The sequence below is a fragment of the Neisseria sp. Marseille-Q2251 genome, from assembly GCF_940793045.1.
Taxonomy (GTDB): Bacteria; Pseudomonadota; Gammaproteobacteria; order Burkholderiales; family Neisseriaceae; genus Neisseria.
The window spans coordinates 1-21,653 of the sequence record NZ_CALNWV010000035.1 but is presented as its reverse complement, the minus strand read 5'-3'; the positions used below and the strand labels follow the sequence as shown (position 1 = coordinate 21,653).

The window sequence follows — 21,653 nt, the reverse complement described above, 5'->3', positions numbered from 1 at the left end:
GAGAAAAAATCATATCTTTCCTTAAATATCCATTCATTTTGGCTCAAGCCCTTTAAGATATGAAGAATGATAGCATTCAATATGAATTTTTACCTACTCATCCACAGAAGTTTCTTCCCTTACCGACATAAGCCTATTTTGCGGCAAAACCCGCTATTCTAAAGTATAGTGGATTAACTTTAAACCAGTACGGCGTTGCCTCGCCTTAGCTCAAAGAGAACGATTCTCTAAGGTGCTGAAGCACCAAGTGAATCGGTTCCGTACTATCTGTACTGTCTGCGGCTTCGTCGCCTTGTCCTGATTTAAAGTTAATCCACTATAACCGCATTTCCCACCGCTGCTTCCCACAATTCCCTCTTCTTCCCTGCCGTCAGTTTTTTGATGGCGATTTCCCGTTTCAGTGCCTCGCTTTTGGAGAGGTCGTCTGAAACGATGCGCATCGCTGTCGGCTTGTTCAGCCGCGTGTATTTCGCGCCTTTGCCTGAGAGATGTGCGGCGAACCGTTCTTGCGGGCGGTTGCTGATGCCGCAGTAAAGCGCGCCGTTCTCACACAAAACCAGGTAAACGCGCCAATTTTCTGCGCTCATGCCTCTGCTTCCTTGGCGAAACTTTCCGTGAAGATACGGACGGCGGCCTCGGTTTTGGCGGACTGGACGCGATAAGGCGTCACCAAATAGAGGCTGACCGGCGGCAGTGTCCATTCGGGCAAAACGGTTTTCAGACGGCCTTGGGCGATTTTTTCCCGAACTTCGCCGCCCACTTGCAACGACAAACCGAAACCGCTTTCGGTCAGGCTGCACACGGCGGCAAGATGCGTACAGGCAATGCTGTCGGCAATATCGAGAAAATAGCTTTCGCCGCCGTGTTGCAAGGTCGTGCGGACGGGCAGGAAGTGCAGCCAGCGATGCGTGTGAAGCTGCGAGGGATGGGTGATGGGCGGATGGCGGTCGAGATAATCGGGCGCGGCGCAAATGGTGTACGGCCAGGTAACGAGATGACGCGCGACCAGATTGGGATCGTCCAAAGCGCGGTCGCCGCCGCGTATGGCGATGTCGGTCTGATTGTGTTGCAGGTCGTCCAAAGTATCGCTGAAATTGAGGACGGGTCGGATTTTGGGAAACTCGGTTTGCAATCGTGAAAACGCCGTCTGAAAAGCGCGGGACTCGATGACGGTGGAAGTCAGGGAAATACGCAATTCGCCGACGGGTTCGGTTTTCAGATTGTCGATAACAGTACGCGTATCGGCAAGGGTGGCGGCGAGGCGGCGGCAGTATTCGCCCAAGGCGCGGCCGGCATCGGTCGGCGCAAGGCTGCGCGTGCTGCGGTTTAACAGCTTGATGCCGTGCAGGGTTTCGAGGCGGTTGATGTGCTGGCTGACGGCAGACGGGGTCATACCCAGCGCGGCAGCGGCGGCGTTCATGCTGCCGTGTTCGAGGACGGCGGCGAAAACGAGCAGGGGTTTGATGTCTTGCATGGTGTTTACTAGGTTGGAATCGGGTTTTCAGACGACCTGTTGGCAATATTGCGGATTATAGTGGATTAACTTTAAACCAGTACGGCGTTGCCTCGCCTTAGCTCAAAGAGAACGATTCTCTAAGGTGCTGAAGCATCAAGTGAATCGGTTCCGTACTATTTGTACTGTCTGCAGCTTCGTCGCCTTGTCCTGATTTAAATTTAATCCACTATATATAGCGCGGATGAAAAATCGGCGCGGAACTGATTGGGCGGTTGAGCCATATTCGCTTATCGCCATTTGCATATCTACCTTTTTTCAGGTATACCGCCAATTGATGTTCACATTTTAAAAGGATTTTATGATGGCTTCTTTCGACGAACCGGGCCGCGTCAAACGCGAAGGCATACTGACGCGCCTGCTGCGTTTTTTGGGTATCGGTCCTTCTGCCGAAGATGAACAAGAGCGTGCGCGTTTGGCGGCTTTGAATTTGAATACGGCGGTTTATGCCGACTTATTCGCCAACGAATCGGAAGAAATGCTGGTTTTGATTTCGGACTTTGAAGCTCAAGCAGGAACATTCAGAATCAATGCGAATATCGGTAATGGCAAAAAACAATTCCAAGGCAAAACCCGCCGTCTGTTGGCATATATTGATCCTAAAAGCGGCACACTTCAACAGCAAGATGATTCTATGCTGACTTGGGAGGAAGATTATGCAGGCAATCCCATTGGGAACATCAATCCGCAGACACTTCGCCCCCTGACGGTGTACCGCGTCCGTGTACGACACAGCTTGGATTTTCAGTTACATTTATTGCTGCTTGAAGTACTCGAAAGCGATGTACACAATCAAGAATTGGAAAACCTACGCCGCGAATATCTGAATCCCGTTTTGTTTACCCATCCGCTGGCAACATTCAGATTAAACACATTTATGGAAAATTTCGAAGCCAAGGCAGAATGGGCGGGGCTGCCTGTGAAATTGTCTTTGAACGCAGAGGACGACAAACCGGCGGGCGGTACGCTCAACCGCTTGTCGGAAGTATTTGCCCAACAGACGCAACTCTATTCCACCCTAAACACATACCTGCTCGAACATATCCGCAAACACAACGGCATCCGCACCAAAGACGGATTTTTTCCCAATCCGCATCCGACGGCGGAAAGCTTCCTCCAAGATTTAAAGCTGCAAAAATTGGATTTTTTCAATCAAGATTTCGATATCGTGTTTCACAATGATGACGATGCCTTGATACCCGACGGCGAATACTATTTTTATGTTTCATTTGATACAAAGGGGAACATTACCGGCATCGAATCCATCCACTGACAACAGGTCGTCTGAAACTTTAAACCCCGTTTCAGACGACCTTTTTTCATCCTATTATTTAGCTCAACTTTATAATAACAACAGCAAAACAGGGATTATCAAGCGTTTCAGACGACCTTACAATGCATTCATCTAATCAATCACATCCCAACAAGGAGTCAAACATGAAAATCGCAGTCATCGGCGCAACAGGTTATGTCGGCAACGCAGTCGTGCAAGAATTGGCGGGTCGCGGACATGAAGTGACCGCTTTCGCGCGCAATACGGATAAAGTGTTCCAAGCGCAAAATGTTGCTGCCGTCTCCGCAGACGTGAACGCGGCAGACTTCGCCGACAAGCTGGCAGGCTTTGACGCTGTGGTCAGCGCGTTCAATCCCGGCTGGACCAATCCCAATATCGGCGCGGATTTTACACGCGGCGCAAACAGCATCGTCGAAGCGGCAAAAGCGGCGCAAGTACCGTATCTCTTAATCGTCGGCGGCGCAGGCAGCCTGTATGTCGCACCTGATTTGCAAGTTGTCGATACGCCCGACTTCCCCAAAGCCATTTACGACGGCGCCAATGCCGCACGCCATCTCTTGACGGCACTCCTGCCGCGCCGCGATGTGAACTGGTCTTTCGTTTCCCCTCCGGCACGACTGGGCGCGGACGGCGGTTTCAACGAAAACAAAACCGGCAAATACCGCTTGGGCAAAGACGATTTGCTGATGGACGGTGAAATTCCGGCAGGTATCAGCGTGGCGGATTTGGCGGTCGCCATCGCCGACGATGTGGAAAACAAAGCGCATTTGTTTGAACGCTTTACCGTTGCCGCCGCTTAACAGCCAAACATAGCAAAGGTCGTCTGAAAACTTTGGAAATCAGGTTTTCAGACGACCTTTTTGTATCCGCGTTCCATCATCCCCCTACAACCGACCTCCCCTTTTTTATCGGAAGCGTTTGGGGAACAAGGGCGCGGACTTGGTTTTCAGACGACCTTCGTGTCAGTTTACCTGAAGGGAAATCGGTGTTATTGTGTTTGGCAGTCTGTTGAAAATAAAATGATTTATGGAAAGAGACTCTTTAAACAGCCAACATTTCGTCCGACTGGTACAACAAGGCGGCGGCAGCGATTATCTGAGCGGCAATTACCGTTTCGATACGCTGCACAGCGGCATTTCCGTGCATGGCGGCTCTGTGACCGCGCAAAAGGATTTCCAAAGCACGCAGCTTGCCGAGCCGTATATTTCGTTCATCCTGCTGCTGGAGGGGCGTTTGGATTTCGCCATCAATCAAAACCGCTATCAGATTGAGGCTGACGGCGGACGGGTGGTGCTGATTGCTGCGGAGGAGGAGATTTTGTTCAGCCGTTATCTCTATCAAGGGGAGAAAACGGCGAAAATCACGTTGAAAGGCATAGAGCAATGGCTGTCGCAACCGCAATACGCGGCGATGTTGCCGGCGGTTTACCGCAAGACGGTGCGGCATTGGCATTTGAGCGATGAATTGCGCGCTTTGGCGGAAAACAGTTTGATGCTGTCGGCGCAAGGCGACGGTCTGGGCGATGTTTTGCAGCGCGAAGCCGATGCTTTGCAGTTGCTCGCAGGATTGTGGCGCGATTTTTGCAGCCGTTATCCATTGTCGCCGTCGTCTGAAAAATCGGGCGGGACGGTTCGCCTGTCAGATGGAGAAGGGTTTGTGCATGGTCTGAATCAGGCTTTTGAACAAGGCGCGCACCAAGTGGCGGAACTCGCCGCCGCGCTGCACGTCAGCGAACGGACGCTGCAACGCCGCCTGCGGGATTATTTTGGGATTACCGTCAGCGACTGGCTGCGGCACAAACACATGCAATATGCGCTGTATGCGTTGACGACGGGCAAAGAGAGCATCAGCGAAATCGCCTATCGCTGTGGCTACGGACACACTTCCAGCTTCACGCAGGCGTTCAAACAATATTTCGACTGCACGCCCGCGGAGGTGCGCAAGCGGGAAGATTGATGTTTAATTATAGTGGATTAACTTTAAACCAGTACGGCGTTGCCTCGCCTTAGCTCAAAGAGAACGATTCTCTAAGGTGCTGAAGCACCAAGTGAATCGGTTCCGTACTATCTGTACTGTCTGCGGCTTCGTCGCCTTGTCCTGATTTTTGTTAATCCACTATAACGTTTAATCAATGCTTAAAGGTCGTCTGAAACTTGATTTTCAAGTTTCAGACGACCTTTGTTTATGCACAGCCTTAGAGATGGAAACCGCTCAAGCCGCCCTCTTCACTTCTTGCGTTTCGCCCGCGGATGCCCCTCGTCGTAAACCTTTGCCAGATGGTCGAAATCCAGCTTGGTGTAAATCTGCGTGGTCGAGAGGTTGCTGTGTCCCAGCAGTTCTTGCACGGCGCGGATGTCGCGCGAGGATTGCAAAAGGTGGCTGGCGTAGCTGTGGCGCATCATGTGCGGGGAAATGTGTTGCCCGCTGCCCTGCTGCACCGCCCATGCCTGAAGGCGTTTTTGGATTTGCCGCTGTCCGAGCCGCGTGCCGTTTTTGCCGGTAAAGAGTGCGGTTTCGCCGCTTGCCGCCACGCGTTCAGACAAATAGGCGCGCAAGGCTTCGACGCTTTTGCCCGACAGCGGGACTTGCCGCTCTTTCCTGCCTTTGCCGGTCACACTCACCCAGCCTTCGTCCAGCAACACATCGCCCAAATCCAAGCCGTGTATCTCGCTCAGGCGCAGACCGCTGCCGTACATCAGTTCAAACAAGGCATGGTCGCGCACCGCCAAACCGTCGTCGGCGGGCGAACTGTCGAGCATATGGTTCAACTCTTCCTGCGGCAAGGCTTTGGGCAGGCGTTCGGGCAGGCGCGGGGCTTTCAGGTTGAAGGTCGGGTCGTTGTCCATCATGCCCGACTGCACGAGCCAGCCGCAATATTGCCGCCACGCCGACAATTTGCGCGCCAGCGTCCGTTCGCTCAAGCCTTGTTGCGACAGCCGTTTCAACGCCGCCACAAAATCGCGCCGCGTCAAATCCTGCGCCGTTTCAGACGACCCTTCCGTCAAAAGCCGCACGAGTTCGGTCAAATCGCGACCGTAGGCAGACAGCGTGTGCGCCGACTTGCCCTGCTGCCCCAGCATTTTCAAATAGCCGTCCAAAGACAGTCCGAAATCGCGCGCCAACATTTTCAGACGACCTCCAACACGGTTTTCAAAGCCTCCGGCAATCGGCACACTTTTTGGCGCGCATAATCGAAACACACCATGCCCGTGCGCGCCCGCGCCAGCACCTTGCCGTCCGCAATACGCGTCAGGCGGAACAACAGCACAAACCCGCCCTTGCCGATATCCTCGACGCCCATTTCCGCCGACAATTCATCGCCGTAAAAGCCTTGTGCCAAATATTGCACCGCCGCGTCCGCCATAATCAGTCCCGCGCCGCCCGCGTCCGTTTCGCTCCAGCCCAAACCCGCCAGCCAGCGCATCCGCACTTCGTGACACAAACGCAAAACGGCATCGTTCGCCAGATGGCCGCCGTAATTCACATCGCCCACCTGCACGCACAAGGTCGTCTGAAACAACACCACATCCACATCCGACACTGCCAACTTACCCATCACACACTTCCCGCCGCCGTTTCAGACGACCCCGAAAACAAACCGTTATTATAAACCATGTCAGACAAATACCGACCGCACCGCTTGCCCGCCGCAGCCGCAAAAAATCTCATTAACATATAAAGCCAGTGTAGCCCCGTGTAGTCTTTTAATAAGAAAAACATTATAATTTCCCACATCACCATCCCACTACCTCACCAAGGAGATTTAAATGGCACTCGTATCCATGCGCCAACTGCTCGATCATGCCGCCGAAAACAGCTACGGCCTGCCCGCATTCAACGTCAACAACCTCGAACAAATGCGCGCCATCATGGAAGCCGCAGACCAAGTCAACGCCCCCGTTATCGTTCAAGCATCCGCCGGCGCGCGCAAATATGCAGGCGCGCCGTTTTTACGCCACCTGATTCTGGCGGCAGTTGAAGAATTCCCGCACATCCCCGTCGTCATGCACCAAGACCACGGCGCATCGCCCGACGTGTGCCAACGCTCCATCCAACTGGGCTTCTCCTCCGTCATGATGGACGGCTCGCTGCTCGAAGACGGCAAAACCCCGTCCACCTACGAATACAACGTCAACGCCACCCGTACCGTCGTTAACTTCTCCCACGCCTGCGGCGTGTCCGTCGAAGGCGAAATCGGCGTATTGGGCAACCTCGAAACCGGCGAAGCAGGCGAAGAAGACGGCGTAGGCGCGGCAGGCAAACTCTCCCACGACCAAATGCTGACCAGCGTCGAAGACGCCGTGCGCTTCGTCAAAGATACCGGTGTGGACGCACTGGCAATCGCCGTCGGCACCAGCCACGGCGCCTACAAATTCACCCGCCCGCCCACAGGCGAAGTGTTGCGCATCGACCGTATCAAAGAAATCCACCAAGCCCTGCCCAACACCCACATCGTCATGCACGGTTCCAGCTCCGTACCGCAGGAATGGCTGAAAGTGATTAACGAATACGGCGGCAATATCGGCGAAACCTACGGCGTCCCCGTGGAAGAAATCGTCGAAGGCATCAAACACGGCGTGCGCAAAGTCAACATCGACACCGACCTGCGCCTCGCCTCTACCGGCGCCATCCGCCGCTTTATGGCGGAAAACCCGTCCGAATTCGACCCGCGCAAATACCTGAGCAAAACCGTCGAAGCCATGAAACAAATCTGTCTCGACCGCTACCTTGCATTCGGCTGCGAAGGTCAGGCAGGCAAAATCAAACCCGTTTCCCTTGAGAAAATGGCAAACCGCTACGCCAAAGGCGAGCTGAACCAAATCATCAAATAAACAACGGGACAATCAAACGGGCGGCAATCCAAGCCGCCCGTTTTGTTTTGAAGGGTATGGGTTAAGTTCAACTCCGTACAACCTTGCCCTGCCCGTCCTGATTTATAGTGGATTAAATTTAAATCAGGACAAGGCGACGAAGCCGAAGACAGTACAGATAGTACGTCAAGGCGAGGCAACGTCGTACTGGTTTAAAGTTAATCCACTATAAACTTAATCCGCCAGCTTTCCAAACCAGACAAAAGGTCGTCTGAAAACGGCTTCAGGTTGAACACAACCTGCGGCGTTTGTTTTCAGACGACCTTGTTTGCCGAAGAGGCGAACTTTTCCTATTCCCTGACTAGCGTGGGATTCGATGACGGGCGGCGATTATTTGTCGCTGCATTGCTTCAAATTAAATTGTGCGGCAGCGGCTTCTCGTTTGTATTCTTCTTCGTAGAGGTAGCTCCGCTGGTAACCCTCCAGCCATTTGTCCATCGGGGCAAGCGCCTTGCGGCATGCCGCTTTGTCTCCGGCATTTTTATAGCTGACGGACAAGTCGTTCAGCGTCCGCATCCATTCGGTCAGATCGAGGAACTTGTCGCATTCGTTGAGATAACGTTGTTTGATAGCGACAGCATCGCGGTAGCGTTTGCCCTGATAGGCGGCCTGAAAACGTTTTTCCATTGCTGCCGCGCCTTTTGCAGAACAGGCGGCAGGCAATTTTTAATAGGTCGCCTCGAAAGATGCATTATGTCCGCAGTATTCTTGGCAGGCTTCGCGGGCTGAATCAGGAATGTTCAGCTTCACGCTGTTGTTGGTAAAGGAAAAATGTACGACGCAGCCATTACGGTTTTTGCTGGTACGGTTTTTGATTGTGCCTTCATAATTACAGACATGGCCGTTTGGATTGACTGTATTGACAGAAACCTGTTTGCCGTTGAGTGTCAATGAGCCGCTGCTGAGACGGTCTTCCGTCAGAAAATAATCTTGTGCGGCAGCGTGCAGGGAAAAGCTTGTTAGCAGGAGGAATGCGAGGGTTTTCATCAATGTGCTTTCTTATGGTTTACGGAAAAAATGAGATTGACTCGGTGCTTCATCTGATGCTTTTATAGTGGATTAAATTTAAATCAGGACAAGGCGACGAAGCCGCAGACAGTACAGATAGGCAACGCCGTACTGGTTTAAATTTAATCCACTATATTATGCAACGAGCAATGTGGATTGTACCGCAATACAAAGGTCGTCTGAAATGCCAAACAGCATTTCAGACGACCTTTTAATAACGGACAGAAGGCTTATCAACACCCGCCTGCCGTCGGCTTTGCAGCGTCAGTTGATCGAATAGCCGCGCAGATATTGGGTACGCTCGCGCGTCATGCGGGTGTCGCATTGGAGCTTGAGGTATTCGTTTTGCGCCGGACTGTCCGCCCTTGCTGCCGCCTGTTGGCAGTTTTGGTTTTTGGTTTGAATCCAAGCGCGTTGTTCTGCCAGCATTTCCTGTTGGACAGTGCGCTCCATGCCGTCCCATACGCCTTTGATTTCCGCCTCTGCCTGATGGTTTTGCGAACGGGCATTATCTAAGTCGCTTTGAGAGAACGAAGGCTGCTCTTGCTTCTCTTCGCCGTCAGGACGCAGGATTTCGGTTTCAAGGCCCGCGGCAGGCGGTACGCCCGACGCTTGGCTCGCCGCGTTGTTTTCCAAAATATCTTCTGCTTTGGCGACAGGCGGCTCTTCAGCGGCTTTGCTTTGCAGGATTTTGATCGCCTCTTCTTTGCTGACTGCCTTACCGTCTATCATCACGATGCTTTTGACACCGTAAGGCAACAGTAAGGAAGACAGGGTTTGCGCGGTCATGTTGACGGTATTGTCTTCCAAAGAAACCGTACCGACTTTCGGATCGGGCGTATAGCGGACGCTGGTTGAGAACGTGTTGTTCTCAAAGCTCAGGTTGCTGCCCATGATTTTCTGCTGAAGCATTTCGGTCAAGCCGGTATTGCTGTAAATCAGCGGACTATTGGCATCGGCGGTACGCAATACTTCGGCAGGGATTTGGATTTTCAAATCGGCGCTGCACAAGGATTTGTTGTCTTCTGTAATTTCTTGCGGATTGTCCAAGACGATATTCAACTCGGAGCCGGCGGCAATGATTTTATCGGCATCGACAAATTGGCGGCTGTCGGCACGGACAAAGGAACGCGCCTCGCGCTTGATGGTTTCTTGGATTTGGTTGCGGATACTTTGAATGGCGGCAGGATTGCCACACTCCAAAGCCTGCTTGGGTTCTTCTTTGCCGCATGCCGCCAACATCAGGGCGATAAGCGGTAAAGCCAGCAGTTTTTTGTGCATAAATAATACTCCTTGATACGGCTCGGAAACCGCATCGTTTTGTCGTTCAGACGACCATCATAACAAAAGCACTTGCAACAAGTAAATGTTGCAAGTGCTTTTTCAACGAACCGTTATAAATGCTTACTTATTTGGTGATGACATTTACAAAACCGGAAAGGATTGCCGCGTTAATCAAGTCCACGAAGAACGCGCCGACCATAGGCACAATCAAGAAGGCTTTGTGCGAAGGACCGAAGGTCTGAGTGATGGACTGCATATTGGCAACGGCGGTCGGCGTTGCGCCCAAGCCGAAGCCGCAGTGTCCTGCCGCCAAAACCGCCGCATCGTAGTCGCGTCCCATAAAAACGTAGGTGGCGAATGTCGCGTACAGAATCATCACGACGGTTTGTACGGCGAGGATGATGGTTACAGGACCCGCCAAACCGGTCAATTCCCACAATTTCAGGTTCAAAAGCGCCATTGCGAGGAAAAGCGACAGAGAAGCATTGCCGAATACGTCGATGGCGCGGTCGAACATATTGACTTTAAACGCAGAAGTCAGAATGTTGCGGATGACAACACCGGCAAACAGACACCATACGAATTTCGGCAAATCATACAGATATTCTTTGTCGAAACCGTCCACAATTTCGGCAAATGCCAAACACGCTGCAAACATGGCAAGCGTTTCGACGGCGGATTCGGCGGTGATCAGTCGGGTGCGCTTCGCTTGTTCGAACACGTCGTCGGCATGTTCGTCTGAATTTGCCTTTTGTCCACTTTGATCGATGGGTTTGCGTCCCATTTTGTTGATCAGACGGCGCGCAACCGGGCCGCCGATCAGGCCGCCGAATACCAAACCGAACGTGGCGGAAGCCATACCCAATCCGGTAGCGCCGACCAAGCCGAATTTGTTTTCAAAGTCCGGACCCCATGCGCCTGCGGTACCGTGTCCGCCGGTCAGGGTAATCGAGCCGGTAATCAGACCGATAAGCGGATCCAGTCCTAAAACCTTCGCCAAGCCGACGCCGACAAAGTTCTGCACGATGATAAATGCCCCTACGACGGCGGTGAAAATCACCAACGGCAGACCGCCCGCTTTCAGGCGGGAAAAGTCCGCGCTCAAACCGATAGAAGTGAAGAAAATCAGCATGAATGCATCTTGCAGCGGTTTTTCAAATTTGAAGCTCACGCCGTAGGCTTGATGCAGTGCAAACAGGACAATCGCAGCAATCAAGCCGCCTGCCACAGGCTCGGGAATGTTGAAATCGCGCAGGAATTTGACTTTGTTTACCAAAACCTTACCAATCAACAAAACCAATGTGGCGGCAATTAACGTGTAGTAACTGTTAAATTCCCATTCCATAATCGTTTTACCTCTCAAAATCTCAAAAATGTTTTTCTTAAATCCGCCTTGCGGAATCAAACTGTTGGATATTAGGGGATGGGTTAAAGATTGTCAAAGAATAGCCTTTTGTTTTTTGAATTTTTTACATATGGCATTTTTAAAATCATCAAAATGTTTATAAGCATCATGGCATTACATAAAGCTACTTTTTTGTTTATTAATTAAATATTTTTAATCCGAATGATATTATTGTTGACAATTCTTTTCGTCAGAATATGGGCTTAATAATGGAAAAAGGTCGTCTGAAAACTTGAAAATCAAGTTTTCAGACGACCTTTTTATCTTTCAGGCTAACTCAACCTTTAGTCCGCTCCAACAGTTCTTCCGCCAAGGCGAGGTAGGCTTTGGTGCCTTTGGCGTTGGCATCGTAGGCGAGCGCGGGCATGCCGTGGCTGGGGGCTTCGGCGAGGCGGACGTTGCGGGGGATGACGGTTTGGAACATCAGGTTGCCGAAATGTTGGAAAAGCTGTTCGCTGACTTCGACGACGAGGCGGCTGCGGCTGTCGTAGAGGGTGCGGACAATGCCGGTGATGTCGAGGCGCGGGTTGATTGCCTGACGGATTTTGCGCACGGTGGCGATGAGGTCGGAGATACCTTCGAGGGCATAGTATTCGCACAACATGGGCACAATGACGCCGTTGGCGGCGACGAGTCCGTTGAGCGTGAGCAGGGTCAGTGAAGGGGGACAGTCGATGAGGACGAAGTCGTAGTCGTTTTCAACGGTTTGCAGGGCGTTTTTGAGGCGGATTTCACGGGCGATTTCTTGCACCAGCTCGATTTCGGCACCGGCAAGCGCGCGGTTGGCGCCGAGTACGTCGTAGCTGCCGTCCCCGCTGCGGACGACGGCGGTTTTGATGTCGGTATCGCCCAATACGACTTGGTACACGCCTTCTTCGAGGCGGGCTTTGTCTATGCCGCTGCCTGTGGTGGCGTTGCCTTGCGGGTCGAGGTCGATGACGAGGACGCGTTTGCCTTTGAAGGCAAGCGATGCCGCGAGGTTGACGGTGGTGGTGGTTTTGCCGACGCCGCCTTTTTGGTTGGCGACGGCGAGGATTTGTGCGCTCATGTTTTTGCTGCTGTCGGATGGATTAATGGCGGAATTTTAACGTTTTTTGCTTGAAATGGGTATAAGGTCGTCTGAAAAGGAAGCGGCGGCGGGCAGGGACGTCTTTGTCGTATTTCTGTCTGTGTTTCGGTAAATTCTCTTTAAATCCAGACAAAGCAAGGTAATGCCGGCTGATTTAAAGTGGGCTTGCTATACAATATGCCGTTTTTTTAACTGACCTAGAGATATATCATGAAAAAATCTTTCTTTGCCCTGATGCTTGCCGCTGTTTTGCCTGCTGTCAATGCGGCTTCGGTTACCGAACGGGATGTTCAGAGTTCGGCTTTGGCTGCCAAACAGGCTCGGTTGGAATCAGCACAGGCTGAGATGGGAACGGAACTGGCGCGGTTAGCTGCGGATCTGGCACGTATTGAGGCTTTGATTGCCGTACAGGAGACGCGTTCTGGCATCGGAGAGGATGAGCGGATAGAGGCTTTGGAAGCCCGTATCAGTAAATTGGAAAAACGCCTTTCCAAGTCAAAATAGTACAACCCGAATCGGGTTTATGTGTGCAGCGTCAAGCCGTTCCAGAAGTTGTTTGAGGCTTCGGGGAAAAACGAATGGGAGGCGCGCCGCGCCGTCCGCACTGCCTGCAATGCGGAAACTTCGGCGATGTTCTGCGAAGACTCTGCCATCCGTTGCGAAAAATACGAATAACGGGATTTGAATAACAAGGTCGTCTGAAACGGAATCGGGTTTCAGACGACCTTTTTAACGGTATAGTGGATTAAATTTAAATCAGGACAAGGCGACGAAGCCGCAGACAGTACAGATAGTACGGAACCGATTCACTTGGTGCTTCAGCACCTTAGAGAATCGTTCTCTTTGAGCTAAGGCGAGGCAACGCCGTACCGGTTTAAAGTTAATCCACTATATTTTGAAGGCAAGTGGCGTTGTGTTCTGCCGATATCGGTATCGTTTCCTTTGAATTTGAACCAAACCAGGCTGTATACTTTACGACTTGCTGCTGCTCATACCACAACAAGGAAATCTATGGATTGCTGGGAAATTCTGCACATTGCGCCTACCGGTGACGAACGTGCCATCAGGCGCGCTTATGCGAAGCTGTTGAAATCGACACGTCCGGACGATGACGCGGAGGGATATCAGCGGCTGCGCGAGGCGTTTGATGAGGCTTTGTCGCGTGCGCCCTACATCGATGAGGAAGAGGACGCAGACGATTGGTCTTGGGATCATACCGATAACGATGAGGCGGATGTTTCAGACGACCCTGATGAAGCACAGACTGAATATGTTAACGGGGCGGCGGCAGAATATGAATCGATCCAAGCCTATCCGCACGATACATGGAAAGACGCAGAAACAGACCGTATTGAAGAAACTGATGTTTCAGACGACCCCTACGGATATAGCGGCGCGACTGCCGAGGCTTATTCATACCATGGATACGATGGCGTAGATTCAGACTATATTTTGGCGGAAATCGGACGCATTCACGATGAAGGGAAAAGTGAAGCGTTGGAACGCTCCTGGCCCGACATCCGCGCTTTATTGGACCGGCTGCCTTTGGGCGAATCGGAATATATTGCTTGGGATTTTTTGGATTTTCTGCGCGATCGGTATATTTCGAATATCATCGTATGGGCGCAATGGGCATCGTATTTCCGCTGGCACGAGAGCCGCGAAGTTCTCCACCGTATGAGCACGGACGAGCTGGAGTGGGTTTATGACTGCATCAATGCGGCAGAAGTTTTATCTGACAACGCCAATGGCAAATTCCCGCTCTTGCACAGCTTGAACCGCCTGACCGAGCAAGGGCGCGATATGCGGGCAACGGTGAATGCGTTTTTCCTGAATACGGCTTTACAGGAAGAAATATCGCCATCCGTACGCACAGCGCTGATGAGGCGCAAGACGAAACTGACGTCTGTTTTACAGAAAGCGCAATCATGGCGGCAGATGCGGATTGTGCTGCCGATTGTGGCGATATTCGTCGCCATGTTTACAGCGGCAGCCGATGACGCTTTATCCGCCTATATCGAGGCGTATTATTCGTTGGCCCTCGTCTCCTCCCTCACGCTGGCGCTCTTGTGTTTCTTGGTCAATGTCTGCCGAAGCATGTTTTTCACATGGCTGCCGTCTCTATACAAACTCTTCACGGCGACTTTTGTGTTTAAAAAAGCGGCGATTGTGCGCGCTTTCGTATTGCCTGTCGTGATGACCGCCGTGTGCCTGACCCCGACTGGTTCGGTAATGTTCTTCCTGCTGACCGTACTCGCATGGATATATTCATGGTGTACCTTTTTCTCCTACATCAAAAGCGAACGGAGTATTGTCGGCGGTCTGACGGTCAATCTGTCATTGATTGCCATGTTTCCGATAATCAATATGATAAACAAACACTTGGAGCAAACGGCGGGCAACTCGGTATTGCTTATCCTGACGGCTTTGATGATATTGTTATGGTTCAACGCCAATCTGTATCTACGGTCGTTCCATCCCCATCTGTCAAAAAAACAGGCGCAGTTCCTGCTGGTACCTTGTTCGCCCAACGCATCCTTCCCTGTCAGGGCGGCCGCTTCATTCGCCTCCGCACTGGTTTGGATGCTGACGCTGCCGCAGCGATGCGCCGACTATACCGAACGGGATGATATTTGGACGCCTTTGGGTTTCGGCGTACTGGCATGTATGCTGACGCTTATCCTGCCGCTTGGCGGAAATCGGATGCTGTGGTTTTACCCGACCGCATTCGCACTCGGCTGGCTGGTGCTTGTTTTGAAACAAAATGCCTACCGCAGCCTGATGCGGGCATAAGCTAAAGGTCGTCTGAAAAGTTTTCAGACGACCTCAACTATACCGTACAACGCTGTTTTCATTTTTCTGCAACAGATTCATTCCATAAGGAATCCGCATGACTTTACCTGTTTTAGCCGTGACTTCGGGCGAACCTGCCGGCATCGGCCCCGATATCTGCTTGGATTTGGCGTTTGCCGATTTGCCGTGCCGCTGCATCGTGTTGGGCGACAAAAATCTGCTGCAAAGCCGTGCCGAACAATTAGGCAAAACCATCACCCTGCAAGATTTCGACCCGCAGGGCGGCAAGCCCGAACGCGGCATATTGGAAGTGTTGCACATTCCTTTAGACGCACCTTGCCAAGCAGGCAAACTCAATCCTGCCAATGCCGCCTACGTCCTCAAACTGCTGGACGCTGCCTATCAAGGCATTTCAGACGACCTTTTCAACGGCATGGTGACCGCGCCGCTGCACAAAGGCGTCATCAACGACGGACACGCCAGCGATCATTTCTTCAGCGGCCACACTGAATACCTCGCCGAAAAAAGCCAAACCGAACAAGTCGTCATGATGCTCGCAGGCGGCGGATTGCGGGTTGCGCTCGTGACTACCCACCTTCCGCTCAAAGACATCGCCGCCGCCATTACCCGCCCGCTGGTCGAATCCGTAACCCGCATCCTTCATGCCGACCTACGCGACAAATTCGGCATCGATCACCCCCGCATCCTAGTGACCGGACTGAATCCGCACGCAGGCGAAAACGGCCATCTCGGTTACGAAGAAATCGACATCATCATCCCCGCGCTCAAACAACTGCAAAGCGAAAGCATAGACGCACGCGGCCCCTATCCCGCCGACACGGTGTTCCAGCCCTTCTTGCTCAAAGATGCCGATGCCGTTTTAGCGATGTATCACGACCAAGGATTGCCCACGCTCAAATACGCGGGCTTCGGACAAGGCGTCAACGTCACGCTCGGGCTGCCCTTTATCCGCACTTCGGTCGATCACGGCACCGCGCTTGATCTCGCTGGAACAGGCAAAGCAGACTCAGGCAGCCTCATGACCGCCGTTGCCACCGCGTTGGAAATGGCGCGCCATATCGACTCGCGTTCCTGAAACCGGATTTCGTTTATCACATAAGTTCTTGAAGCCAAAGGTCGTCTGAAAACAAGAAATACCATCCGAAACGATATGCGGCTTACCTGACGAACAAATCCACAAACTCGGCGCAGTCCTTGTTGCGACACCTTGTTTTTAAAGTCTTCAGATGTGCAAACAACTGCTGTTTCTCGCTGTCGCTCAGTTTATGTCCTTTATCATCACGGACTTGGTTGTATTTCGGCGAATTTTTGACATCAAGACCACGGTTGATAAAGAAAACCGTTTCCTTACCAACCGCGTTGCGCACGGTAAGCATCATGCTGCCGCCATCCAAAAGGATGGCGCATTTGTCTTCAACAATGGCAGTGTAGTCGGTGTACATGGCTGGTCTCGGTTTGGTTTGGCTGTACGCCGTTTGACTCAATAAAACGGCAACAGCAATCGCAATGAAATGTTTCAACATGATTTGCTCCGTTTGCGTTTTCAGACGACCTCTTCCGATTTGCGGCTTCTATGCCGCATCGGACGATTCCTCCTTGACCGCTTCCAACAGCGGTATCAACAGCTCTTCCACCAATCCTTGAAACAACGCTCCTTCTACCGGCTCGGTGTCTTCGTTGCCGAACACTAAGGCGACTTCGGTATAGTCTTTTTGCCCTTTGCTGACTTTGTTGCCGTGATAGCTTTCCCTGGCTTTGTTCAGGGCATCTTCCCAGCTCTGTTTTTTGCCGTAGGCTTCGGCGGCGGCGAGGCTGGTTTTGGCGAAGAAAGGCAGCGGGCGCGTTTGTCCGAGGTTGAAGAACGTCAGCCATTTTTGCAGCATTTGTTGCGCTTGGCTGCTAGGGATTTCGGGATAAAGCGTTGTTTCTTCAGGCTGAACGATATGGGTTTGGCGGGTTTCGGTTTCAGACGACCCTACCGCGCAAAAGATTAAATGTTCGAGCAGGAGGGCGATGCGTTGCGGGGCGTTGGGTTTGCGGTCGAGGTAGAACACTTGTCCGCATTGGTACAGGTTGCCGAGGCTGCCTTGCAGGGTTTGTCCGTCGAACTGGATTTCGTAGGCGAAGGGCGGCAGTTTGGGGCTTTGCAGCAATGCGCCGTCTATACGTTTGGCGGCGGCTTGGAAATTCTGCTGCCACAATTTACCCAGTTCACCGGCGGGCAACAGGCTTTCGGCGTCGAGGCGGACGGCGGTTTCTTGAAAGTCTTGGTTGTGGCGGCGGGCGTCAAGGTAGGCGGCGGCGATTTTGTCGGCGCGTTGCGGTTCGAAGGGTTCGGCGGATTCCCATGCTTCGTCGCGGTAGGGTTCGCGCCAGCCTAAGGTTTGTTGCAGCCATGCTTTGACGGGATTTTTCCAGAAGCGGATGAAGTCGTCCTGCCAGACGGTCGGTGCGGGGCTGTTTTCTTCGAGGGCTTCGCTGAAAAACGGACGCGCCTGTTCGCGCGGGCGGTTGAGGGCGTCGGCGTAGTCCTGCCGCGTGCTGAAGAGGTCGTCTGAAATTTTGTCTGCGATGAAATAGCGGTGGGAGAACGGTTGCAGGGGGTGTTGTTCGACCCAGTGTTCCGCCAGCTCTTTGCTGCGCCGTCCGGTCATGGCGGCGATGGTGTCGATGAGTTCGCTGACGAGGGCGGACGGGGCGAGTTCGTCGTCGTTGCGGATGCTGCGGCCGACGTAGGAGAGATAAAGGATGTCGCGCGCGCTGATGATGGCTTCGAGGAAGAGGTAGCGGTCATCGTCGCGGCGGGCGCGGTCGCCTTTTTGCGGGTGTTTGGCAATCAGGTCGAACACGGCGGCTTTAGTGTTGCGCGGGAAATCGCCGTCGTTCAGCCCCAACAGGCAGATGACTTTAAACGGCAGGCTCCTCATCGGCACCATGCTGCAAAAGGTGATGCCGCCGCGCAGGAAGCCCGCTTGGCTTTCGCTGCCCAAAAAGCGGCGGATGTGGCGGATGACGGTGTGTTGCGGCAAAGTGCCGCGAAAGCCTGCCAACGCGGTTTCTTCCTGCCATTTTGCCAACGCCTGCTCGAACTGCTGCAAGGCGTATTGGTCGTCGGCGTCGGGTAGAAACAATGACTGCATCAGATCGCGGCAGCGTTCCGTCCATTCCTCTGCCGTTGCGGGTTTGCGCCACTCGGCAAGGTGCGACAGCGTGCGGATGAAGGCGGCAAAGTGGCCGAACACATCGAGGCGGTTGACATCGCCGTGCCACGCGCTGACGTTTTGCCAGAGCGGGCTGCCATCATCGGGCAGCATCCAACCTAAGACGATGCGTTCCAACGCCTGCTGCCAGGTGAACAGATTGTCCGCCGCGCCGCGCATTGTTCCGTCCAACCCCCAATGCACGTTCAATTCGGCAATGGTGTCGTGCAGTAGCGGCAAATCGTCCGCCGTCAGCCCGAAACGGCGCTGCACCAAACCGCTTTCCAACAGCGGCAGCACTTTATCGACTTCAAACCGGCTTTCCAGCAAATCCAGCGTCTGCTCCAGCGCGTAAAGCAGCGGCTGGCGGCGGCTGAGTTTCACGTCCGACACCGAATACGGCAAAGCCTGCGCCCCGCCCTGCGCCTGCCCGAACACCGCTTCGATAAACGGGCTGTACGGTTCGATGTTCGGCGTCAAAACGGCAATATCGTGCGGCTGCCAGTCGGGATGTTCGTGCAGAATCCGCAACAGCTTGTCTTTCAAAATCTGCAATTCGCGCAAGGGGCTGTGCGCCGACACGATACGGACGGAGCCGTCATCCAACAAATCCGCGCGGCTGTGTTCAGACGGCATCCGCAGGTTTTGAATGTCGTTTTGCAGGCAGTGCAGCAGCGTGTCGTCTGAAACTTCTTCAAACACAGGCTGCTCCTCCAAGCCGATTTCCGTCAGAAAATCAAAAAAATCACGCCCCTGTTTGCCCAGCGACGCCAACAGCGGATGCCCCGTCTGCGACAAATCCGCCTCATCGCCGCCCTTCAACAGCTGCGCCGCCTCAATCACATTGCCCCAATACTGCCCGCTCGGATTGAGCGCGAACACAAACACATCGCAATGTTCCGAAATTTTCTGCAAAAGCTGCAAATACATCGGCGCCATCGCCGAAATACCGAACACGAAAAACCGTTCGGGCAGGTGCGCCTTATCCAAAGACGACAGCAGCTTTTCCCACAGCGCCACACGGTGCGGCGCAGATTGGTTGCCGTCGTCCAAATACCGCCAAAGCTGCGCCTGCCAAACCTCGTCCTCGCCCAGTTCCAGAAGTTTGCCTTCCTGCCAGGCATCAATCCACTGCGGGCGGTACACCAGATACTGGTCGAAAATATCCGCCAACTGCCCCGCCAACTGATAATCCGCCGACTCGCCGCTGCCCAAATAGCTTTGCAAGACAGAACGGACGTTTTCAAATTCAGAGGTCGTCCGAAAACGCTCGCTGCGGAACAAATCCAAAAGCCGCCAGCGCATCACCTCCGGCGAAAACGGACTGAGCGCGGGAATATCGGGAATCAGCTTCTGCATCAACTGCCACGTCAAACCCGCCGGCAGGCTGAATTGCAAATTCGCCGCCACCCCCAGTTCGCGCGCCAGATACACGCTCAAATAACGCCGCATCCCCTGACTCTGCACCACAATCTGTTCCGCCGCCAAAGCAGACTCAAGCGGCCTGACCCTTTGGATTCCGGCAAACAGGGCGGCTAGCGATTCGAGGCGGTTGGATTGGTAGAGGTAAAACATGGCGATTAAAAGCAAAAGGTTAAGAACGCAAGACAGATTATAAAGTCCCTTGATTTCTCTGCAAGCGCAACCATATAGCCGTCAACCCATCATTCAGAAAAACAGAGGAATTTATGCCGCAAACCGACATCAACCACGCCGATATCCGCACGCGTTTCATCTTTGACGATATGCCTGTGCGCGGTCTGCACGTCCGCCTTGAAAACGTGTGGGAACACATCGCCGGACAAAAACACTACCCTGCCGCCATCCGCCGGGCATTAGGCGAACTCCTCGCTGCAGGTGCGCTTCTCTCCAGCAACCTTAAAAACGAAGGCACGCTCATTGTCCAAGTACAGGGACAAGGTCGTCTGAAAATGCTTGTGGTCGAAGCCACATCAGACAACACCGTTCGCGCTACCGCCCGCTGGGATGAAACCGCCGACATCCATGATGACGAAAGCCTGACCGACCTTTTGGGCAGCAACAGCGTTTTCGTACTCACACATCAACCCAAAGATGCCGAACCTTGGCAAGGCGTTGTCCCGCTTGAAGGCGACAATATCGCCCAAATGCTCATGAACTATATCAAACGTTCCGAGCAACTCGATACCCACATCGTTCTCGCCGCTTCAGATCATGTCAGCGGAGGATTGCTGGTACAACGTCTGCCCGAAGAAGAACTGGACACCGAATCGTGGGAACTCATCAGCACACTGACCCAAACGCTGACCCCGGAAGAGCTAACCACCCTAGACGCACAACACGTTCTCTATCGTCTCTATCATGAAACCCCTCCACGGGTTTTCGATCCCGAAAGTATCGAATTTGCCTGCACCTGCTCACACGGCAAAGTCAGCGATATGCTGCTTATGTTAGGCGGAGAAGAAGTTGGCGGTATTGTTGCCGAACAAGGCAGTATCCAAATCGATTGCGACTTTTGCCACACTAAATACGTATTTGACGAAACGGACGTGAACGCGCTATTTGGCGGGGACGTAGTCGGCATTGTGCGCGAGCAAGGCGGCCGTTTCCAATAACGAGCGTTCTCACAGCGCATACTAAGACAGTATTGCAGCCCGCAACCTTTTCAGACGACCTATTCTTCCTCCCCAATCCATCCGTATGCCTCCGTCTATCCCGTTCTGACGGCCGAATGAAGCGGGACAGGCATGACGGCATTACCCGCCCGACACAAAGGCCGCCCGAATCCCCGAGGGGTTCGGACGGCCTTTTGATAATCAGCCTGTTGCACACACTCCCATTCGGGAATGCGGCATCGGGCTTATTTCTTAGCGGCAGGCACGGCGGTTTTAGCCGGTGCGGCCGGGGCGACGGTTGCTTCCGCCTTCAGCTTGGAGAAGATGCCCTCACCGATACCTTTGACGTTTTTCAACTCCTCCACCGATTTGAAGGCACCATGTTGCTGACGGTAGTCCACAATGGCTTTGGCTTTGGCAGGGCCGATACCGGGAAGGGCTTCCAACTCGGACGGGGAAGCGGTATTGATGTGCACGGCGGCCAGCGACAGCGAAGCGGTCAGCAGGGAGAGGGCGGCAAAGAGGAATTTTTTCATAAGAAGGTACTCCATAGTTTGTGAATGCGGATGATGCCTGTGTGTGCGGCACCGTAGAATAGTTG

General features: G+C 53.1%; 21 protein-coding genes and 1 pseudogene. 9 read left to right on the top strand and 13 right to left on the bottom strand.

Features of this window, described 5'->3' with window-relative positions:
- Positions 1 to 308: 308 nt before the first annotated feature.
- Positions 309 to 587 (bottom strand): GIY-YIG nuclease family protein, encoded by a 279-nt coding sequence (locus AAG834_RS10740; RefSeq protein WP_342032114.1) that lies wholly within the window; start codon positions 585 to 587, stop codon positions 309 to 311.
- Positions 584 to 1,474, bottom strand: coding sequence for a LysR family transcriptional regulator (locus AAG834_RS10735; RefSeq protein WP_342032113.1), 891 nt, complete (start codon positions 1,472 to 1,474; stop codon positions 584 to 586). The genes AAG834_RS10740 and AAG834_RS10735 overlap by 4 nt, the downstream gene beginning before the upstream one ends.
- A 340-nt stretch (positions 1,475 to 1,814) precedes the next feature.
- On the opposite strand from AAG834_RS10735, the gene AAG834_RS10725 reads away from it, so the two are divergent.
- The 3 genes from AAG834_RS10725 to AAG834_RS10715 all read left to right on the top strand — a co-directional run bounded on the left by AAG834_RS10725 (position 1,815) and on the right by AAG834_RS10715 (position 4,763).
- Entirely contained in the window at positions 1,815 to 2,786 is a 972-nt protein-coding gene (locus AAG834_RS10725) for a DUF7021 domain-containing protein (protein ID WP_342032112.1), read from the top strand.
- A gap of 164 nt (positions 2,787 to 2,950) precedes the next feature.
- On the top strand, positions 2,951 to 3,607 hold the full coding sequence (locus AAG834_RS10720; protein ID WP_342032111.1) for an NAD(P)-dependent oxidoreductase: 657 nt from the start codon (positions 2,951 to 2,953) through the stop codon (positions 3,605 to 3,607).
- 226 nt (positions 3,608 to 3,833) lie between these two features.
- Positions 3,834 to 4,763: a helix-turn-helix transcriptional regulator gene (locus tag AAG834_RS10715; protein ID WP_342032110.1), complete on the top strand. Its 930-nt coding sequence runs from the start codon at positions 3,834 to 3,836 to the stop codon at positions 4,761 to 4,763.
- A gap of 269 nt (positions 4,764 to 5,032) precedes the next feature.
- Here AAG834_RS10715 and xerC read toward each other — a convergent pair whose 3' ends face one another.
- Entirely contained in the window at positions 5,033 to 5,932 is a 900-nt protein-coding gene (gene xerC / locus AAG834_RS10710; protein ID WP_342032120.1) for a tyrosine recombinase XerC, read from the bottom strand.
- A gap of 2 nt (positions 5,933 to 5,934) precedes the next feature.
- Positions 5,935 to 6,363, bottom strand: a complete 429-nt coding sequence (locus tag AAG834_RS10705) for an acyl-CoA thioesterase (protein WP_342032109.1) — start codon at positions 6,361 to 6,363, stop codon at positions 5,935 to 5,937.
- A gap of 211 nt (positions 6,364 to 6,574) precedes the next feature.
- On the opposite strand from AAG834_RS10705, the gene fba reads away from it, so the two are divergent.
- Positions 6,575 to 7,639, top strand: coding sequence for a class II fructose-bisphosphate aldolase (gene fba, locus AAG834_RS10700; RefSeq protein WP_342032108.1), 1,065 nt, complete (start codon positions 6,575 to 6,577; stop codon positions 7,637 to 7,639).
- Between the two features lie 369 nt (positions 7,640 to 8,008).
- On the opposite strand, the gene AAG834_RS10690 is transcribed toward fba, so the two are convergent.
- The 5 genes from AAG834_RS10690 to AAG834_RS10670 form a co-directional block, all read right to left on the bottom strand.
- The gene (locus tag AAG834_RS10690) at positions 8,009 to 8,305 is read right to left on the bottom strand and encodes a hypothetical protein (protein WP_342032107.1); all 297 of its coding nucleotides are present in this window, start codon (positions 8,303 to 8,305) and stop codon (positions 8,009 to 8,011) included.
- A gap of 39 nt (positions 8,306 to 8,344) precedes the next feature.
- Positions 8,345 to 8,665 carry a hypothetical protein gene (locus AAG834_RS10685; RefSeq protein WP_342032106.1) on the bottom strand — a complete coding sequence of 107 codons (321 nt, stop codon included), beginning with the start codon at positions 8,663 to 8,665 and terminating at the stop codon, positions 8,345 to 8,347.
- Between the two features lie 285 nt (positions 8,666 to 8,950).
- A complete protein-coding gene (locus tag AAG834_RS10680) occupies positions 8,951 to 9,967 on the bottom strand; it encodes a lysozyme inhibitor LprI family protein (RefSeq protein ID WP_003761924.1) in 1,017 nt (338 codons plus the stop codon).
- Between the two features lie 127 nt (positions 9,968 to 10,094).
- Positions 10,095 to 11,315 (bottom strand): sodium/glutamate symporter, encoded by a 1,221-nt coding sequence (gltS, locus tag AAG834_RS10675; protein ID WP_045072184.1) that lies wholly within the window; start codon positions 11,313 to 11,315, stop codon positions 10,095 to 10,097.
- Between the two features lie 337 nt (positions 11,316 to 11,652).
- Positions 11,653 to 12,423, bottom strand: coding sequence for a ParA family protein (locus AAG834_RS10670; RefSeq protein WP_070773836.1), 771 nt, complete (start codon positions 12,421 to 12,423; stop codon positions 11,653 to 11,655).
- Between the two features lie 231 nt (positions 12,424 to 12,654).
- On the opposite strand from AAG834_RS10670, the gene AAG834_RS10665 reads away from it, so the two are divergent.
- Positions 12,655 to 12,948, top strand: coding sequence for a response regulator FrzS (locus tag AAG834_RS10665; RefSeq protein WP_342032105.1), 294 nt, complete (start codon positions 12,655 to 12,657; stop codon positions 12,946 to 12,948).
- A gap of 17 nt (positions 12,949 to 12,965) precedes the next feature.
- On the opposite strand, the gene AAG834_RS10660 is transcribed toward AAG834_RS10665, so the two are convergent.
- On the bottom strand, positions 12,966 to 13,097 hold the full coding sequence (locus AAG834_RS10660; RefSeq protein WP_283118705.1) for a hypothetical protein: 132 nt from the start codon (positions 13,095 to 13,097) through the stop codon (positions 12,966 to 12,968).
- An 80-nt stretch (positions 13,098 to 13,177) separates the two neighbouring features.
- Here AAG834_RS10660 and AAG834_RS13845 point away from each other — a divergent pair.
- From AAG834_RS13845 to pdxA, 3 genes and pseudogenes are all read left to right on the top strand, one after another.
- A pseudogene (locus AAG834_RS13845) lies at positions 13,178 to 13,243 on the top strand (transposase); the annotation flags it as partial.
- A gap of 212 nt (positions 13,244 to 13,455) precedes the next feature.
- A complete protein-coding gene (locus tag AAG834_RS10655) occupies positions 13,456 to 15,237 on the top strand; it encodes a J domain-containing protein (protein ID WP_342032104.1) in 1,782 nt (593 codons plus the stop codon).
- 97 nt (positions 15,238 to 15,334) lie between these two features.
- The gene (pdxA, locus tag AAG834_RS10650) at positions 15,335 to 16,333 is read left to right on the top strand and encodes a 4-hydroxythreonine-4-phosphate dehydrogenase PdxA (protein WP_342032103.1); all 999 of its coding nucleotides are present in this window, start codon (positions 15,335 to 15,337) and stop codon (positions 16,331 to 16,333) included.
- 82 nt (positions 16,334 to 16,415) lie between these two features.
- Here pdxA and AAG834_RS10645 read toward each other — a convergent pair whose 3' ends face one another.
- Positions 16,416 to 16,781, bottom strand: a complete 366-nt coding sequence (locus AAG834_RS10645; RefSeq protein ID WP_342032102.1) for a hypothetical protein — start codon at positions 16,779 to 16,781, stop codon at positions 16,416 to 16,418.
- A 48-nt stretch (positions 16,782 to 16,829) separates the two neighbouring features.
- A complete protein-coding gene (recC, locus tag AAG834_RS10640) occupies positions 16,830 to 20,033 on the bottom strand; it encodes an exodeoxyribonuclease V subunit gamma (protein ID WP_342032101.1) in 3,204 nt (1,067 codons plus the stop codon).
- Positions 20,034 to 20,146: 113 nt separating this feature from the next.
- On the opposite strand from recC, the gene hslO reads away from it, so the two are divergent.
- Positions 20,147 to 21,052, top strand: a complete 906-nt coding sequence (gene hslO / locus AAG834_RS10635) for an Hsp33 family molecular chaperone HslO (protein WP_342032100.1) — start codon at positions 20,147 to 20,149, stop codon at positions 21,050 to 21,052.
- Between the two features lie 245 nt (positions 21,053 to 21,297).
- Here hslO and AAG834_RS10630 read toward each other — a convergent pair whose 3' ends face one another.
- Entirely contained in the window at positions 21,298 to 21,588 is a 291-nt protein-coding gene (locus tag AAG834_RS10630) for a ComEA family DNA-binding protein (protein WP_342032099.1), read from the bottom strand.
- Between the last annotated feature and the right edge of the window lie 65 nt (positions 21,589 to 21,653).

Coding starts and splice junctions, on each gene's coding strand:
- AAG834_RS10740 (WP_342032114.1), bottom strand. CDS start 587: ATGAGCGCAGAAAATTGGCGCGTTTACCTGGTTTTGTGTGAGAACGGC.
- AAG834_RS10735 (WP_342032113.1), bottom strand. CDS start 1,474: ATGCAAGACATCAAACCCCTGCTCGTTTTCGCCGCCGTCCTCGAACAC.
- AAG834_RS10725 (WP_342032112.1), top strand. CDS start 1,815: ATGATGGCTTCTTTCGACGAACCGGGCCGCGTCAAACGCGAAGGCATA.
- AAG834_RS10720 (WP_342032111.1), top strand. CDS start 2,951: ATGAAAATCGCAGTCATCGGCGCAACAGGTTATGTCGGCAACGCAGTC.
- AAG834_RS10715 (WP_342032110.1), top strand. CDS start 3,834: ATGGAAAGAGACTCTTTAAACAGCCAACATTTCGTCCGACTGGTACAA.
- xerC (WP_342032120.1), bottom strand. CDS start 5,932: ATGTTGGCGCGCGATTTCGGACTGTCTTTGGACGGCTATTTGAAAATG.
- AAG834_RS10705 (WP_342032109.1), bottom strand. CDS start 6,363: ATGGGTAAGTTGGCAGTGTCGGATGTGGATGTGGTGTTGTTTCAGACG.
- fba (WP_342032108.1), top strand. CDS start 6,575: ATGGCACTCGTATCCATGCGCCAACTGCTCGATCATGCCGCCGAAAAC.
- AAG834_RS10690 (WP_342032107.1), bottom strand. CDS start 8,305: ATGGAAAAACGTTTTCAGGCCGCCTATCAGGGCAAACGCTACCGCGAT.
- AAG834_RS10685 (WP_342032106.1), bottom strand. CDS start 8,665: ATGAAAACCCTCGCATTCCTCCTGCTAACAAGCTTTTCCCTGCACGCT.
- AAG834_RS10680 (WP_003761924.1), bottom strand. CDS start 9,967: ATGCACAAAAAACTGCTGGCTTTACCGCTTATCGCCCTGATGTTGGCG.
- gltS (WP_045072184.1), bottom strand. CDS start 11,315: ATGGAATGGGAATTTAACAGTTACTACACGTTAATTGCCGCCACATTG.
- AAG834_RS10670 (WP_070773836.1), bottom strand. CDS start 12,423: ATGAGCGCACAAATCCTCGCCGTCGCCAACCAAAAAGGCGGCGTCGGC.
- AAG834_RS10665 (WP_342032105.1), top strand. CDS start 12,655: ATGAAAAAATCTTTCTTTGCCCTGATGCTTGCCGCTGTTTTGCCTGCT.
- AAG834_RS10660 (WP_283118705.1), bottom strand. CDS start 13,097: ATGGCAGAGTCTTCGCAGAACATCGCCGAAGTTTCCGCATTGCAGGCA.
- AAG834_RS10655 (WP_342032104.1), top strand. CDS start 13,456: ATGGATTGCTGGGAAATTCTGCACATTGCGCCTACCGGTGACGAACGT.
- pdxA (WP_342032103.1), top strand. CDS start 15,335: ATGACTTTACCTGTTTTAGCCGTGACTTCGGGCGAACCTGCCGGCATC.
- AAG834_RS10645 (WP_342032102.1), bottom strand. CDS start 16,781: ATGTTGAAACATTTCATTGCGATTGCTGTTGCCGTTTTATTGAGTCAA.
- recC (WP_342032101.1), bottom strand. CDS start 20,033: ATGTTTTACCTCTACCAATCCAACCGCCTCGAATCGCTAGCCGCCCTG.
- hslO (WP_342032100.1), top strand. CDS start 20,147: ATGCCGCAAACCGACATCAACCACGCCGATATCCGCACGCGTTTCATC.
- AAG834_RS10630 (WP_342032099.1), bottom strand. CDS start 21,588: ATGAAAAAATTCCTCTTTGCCGCCCTCTCCCTGCTGACCGCTTCGCTG.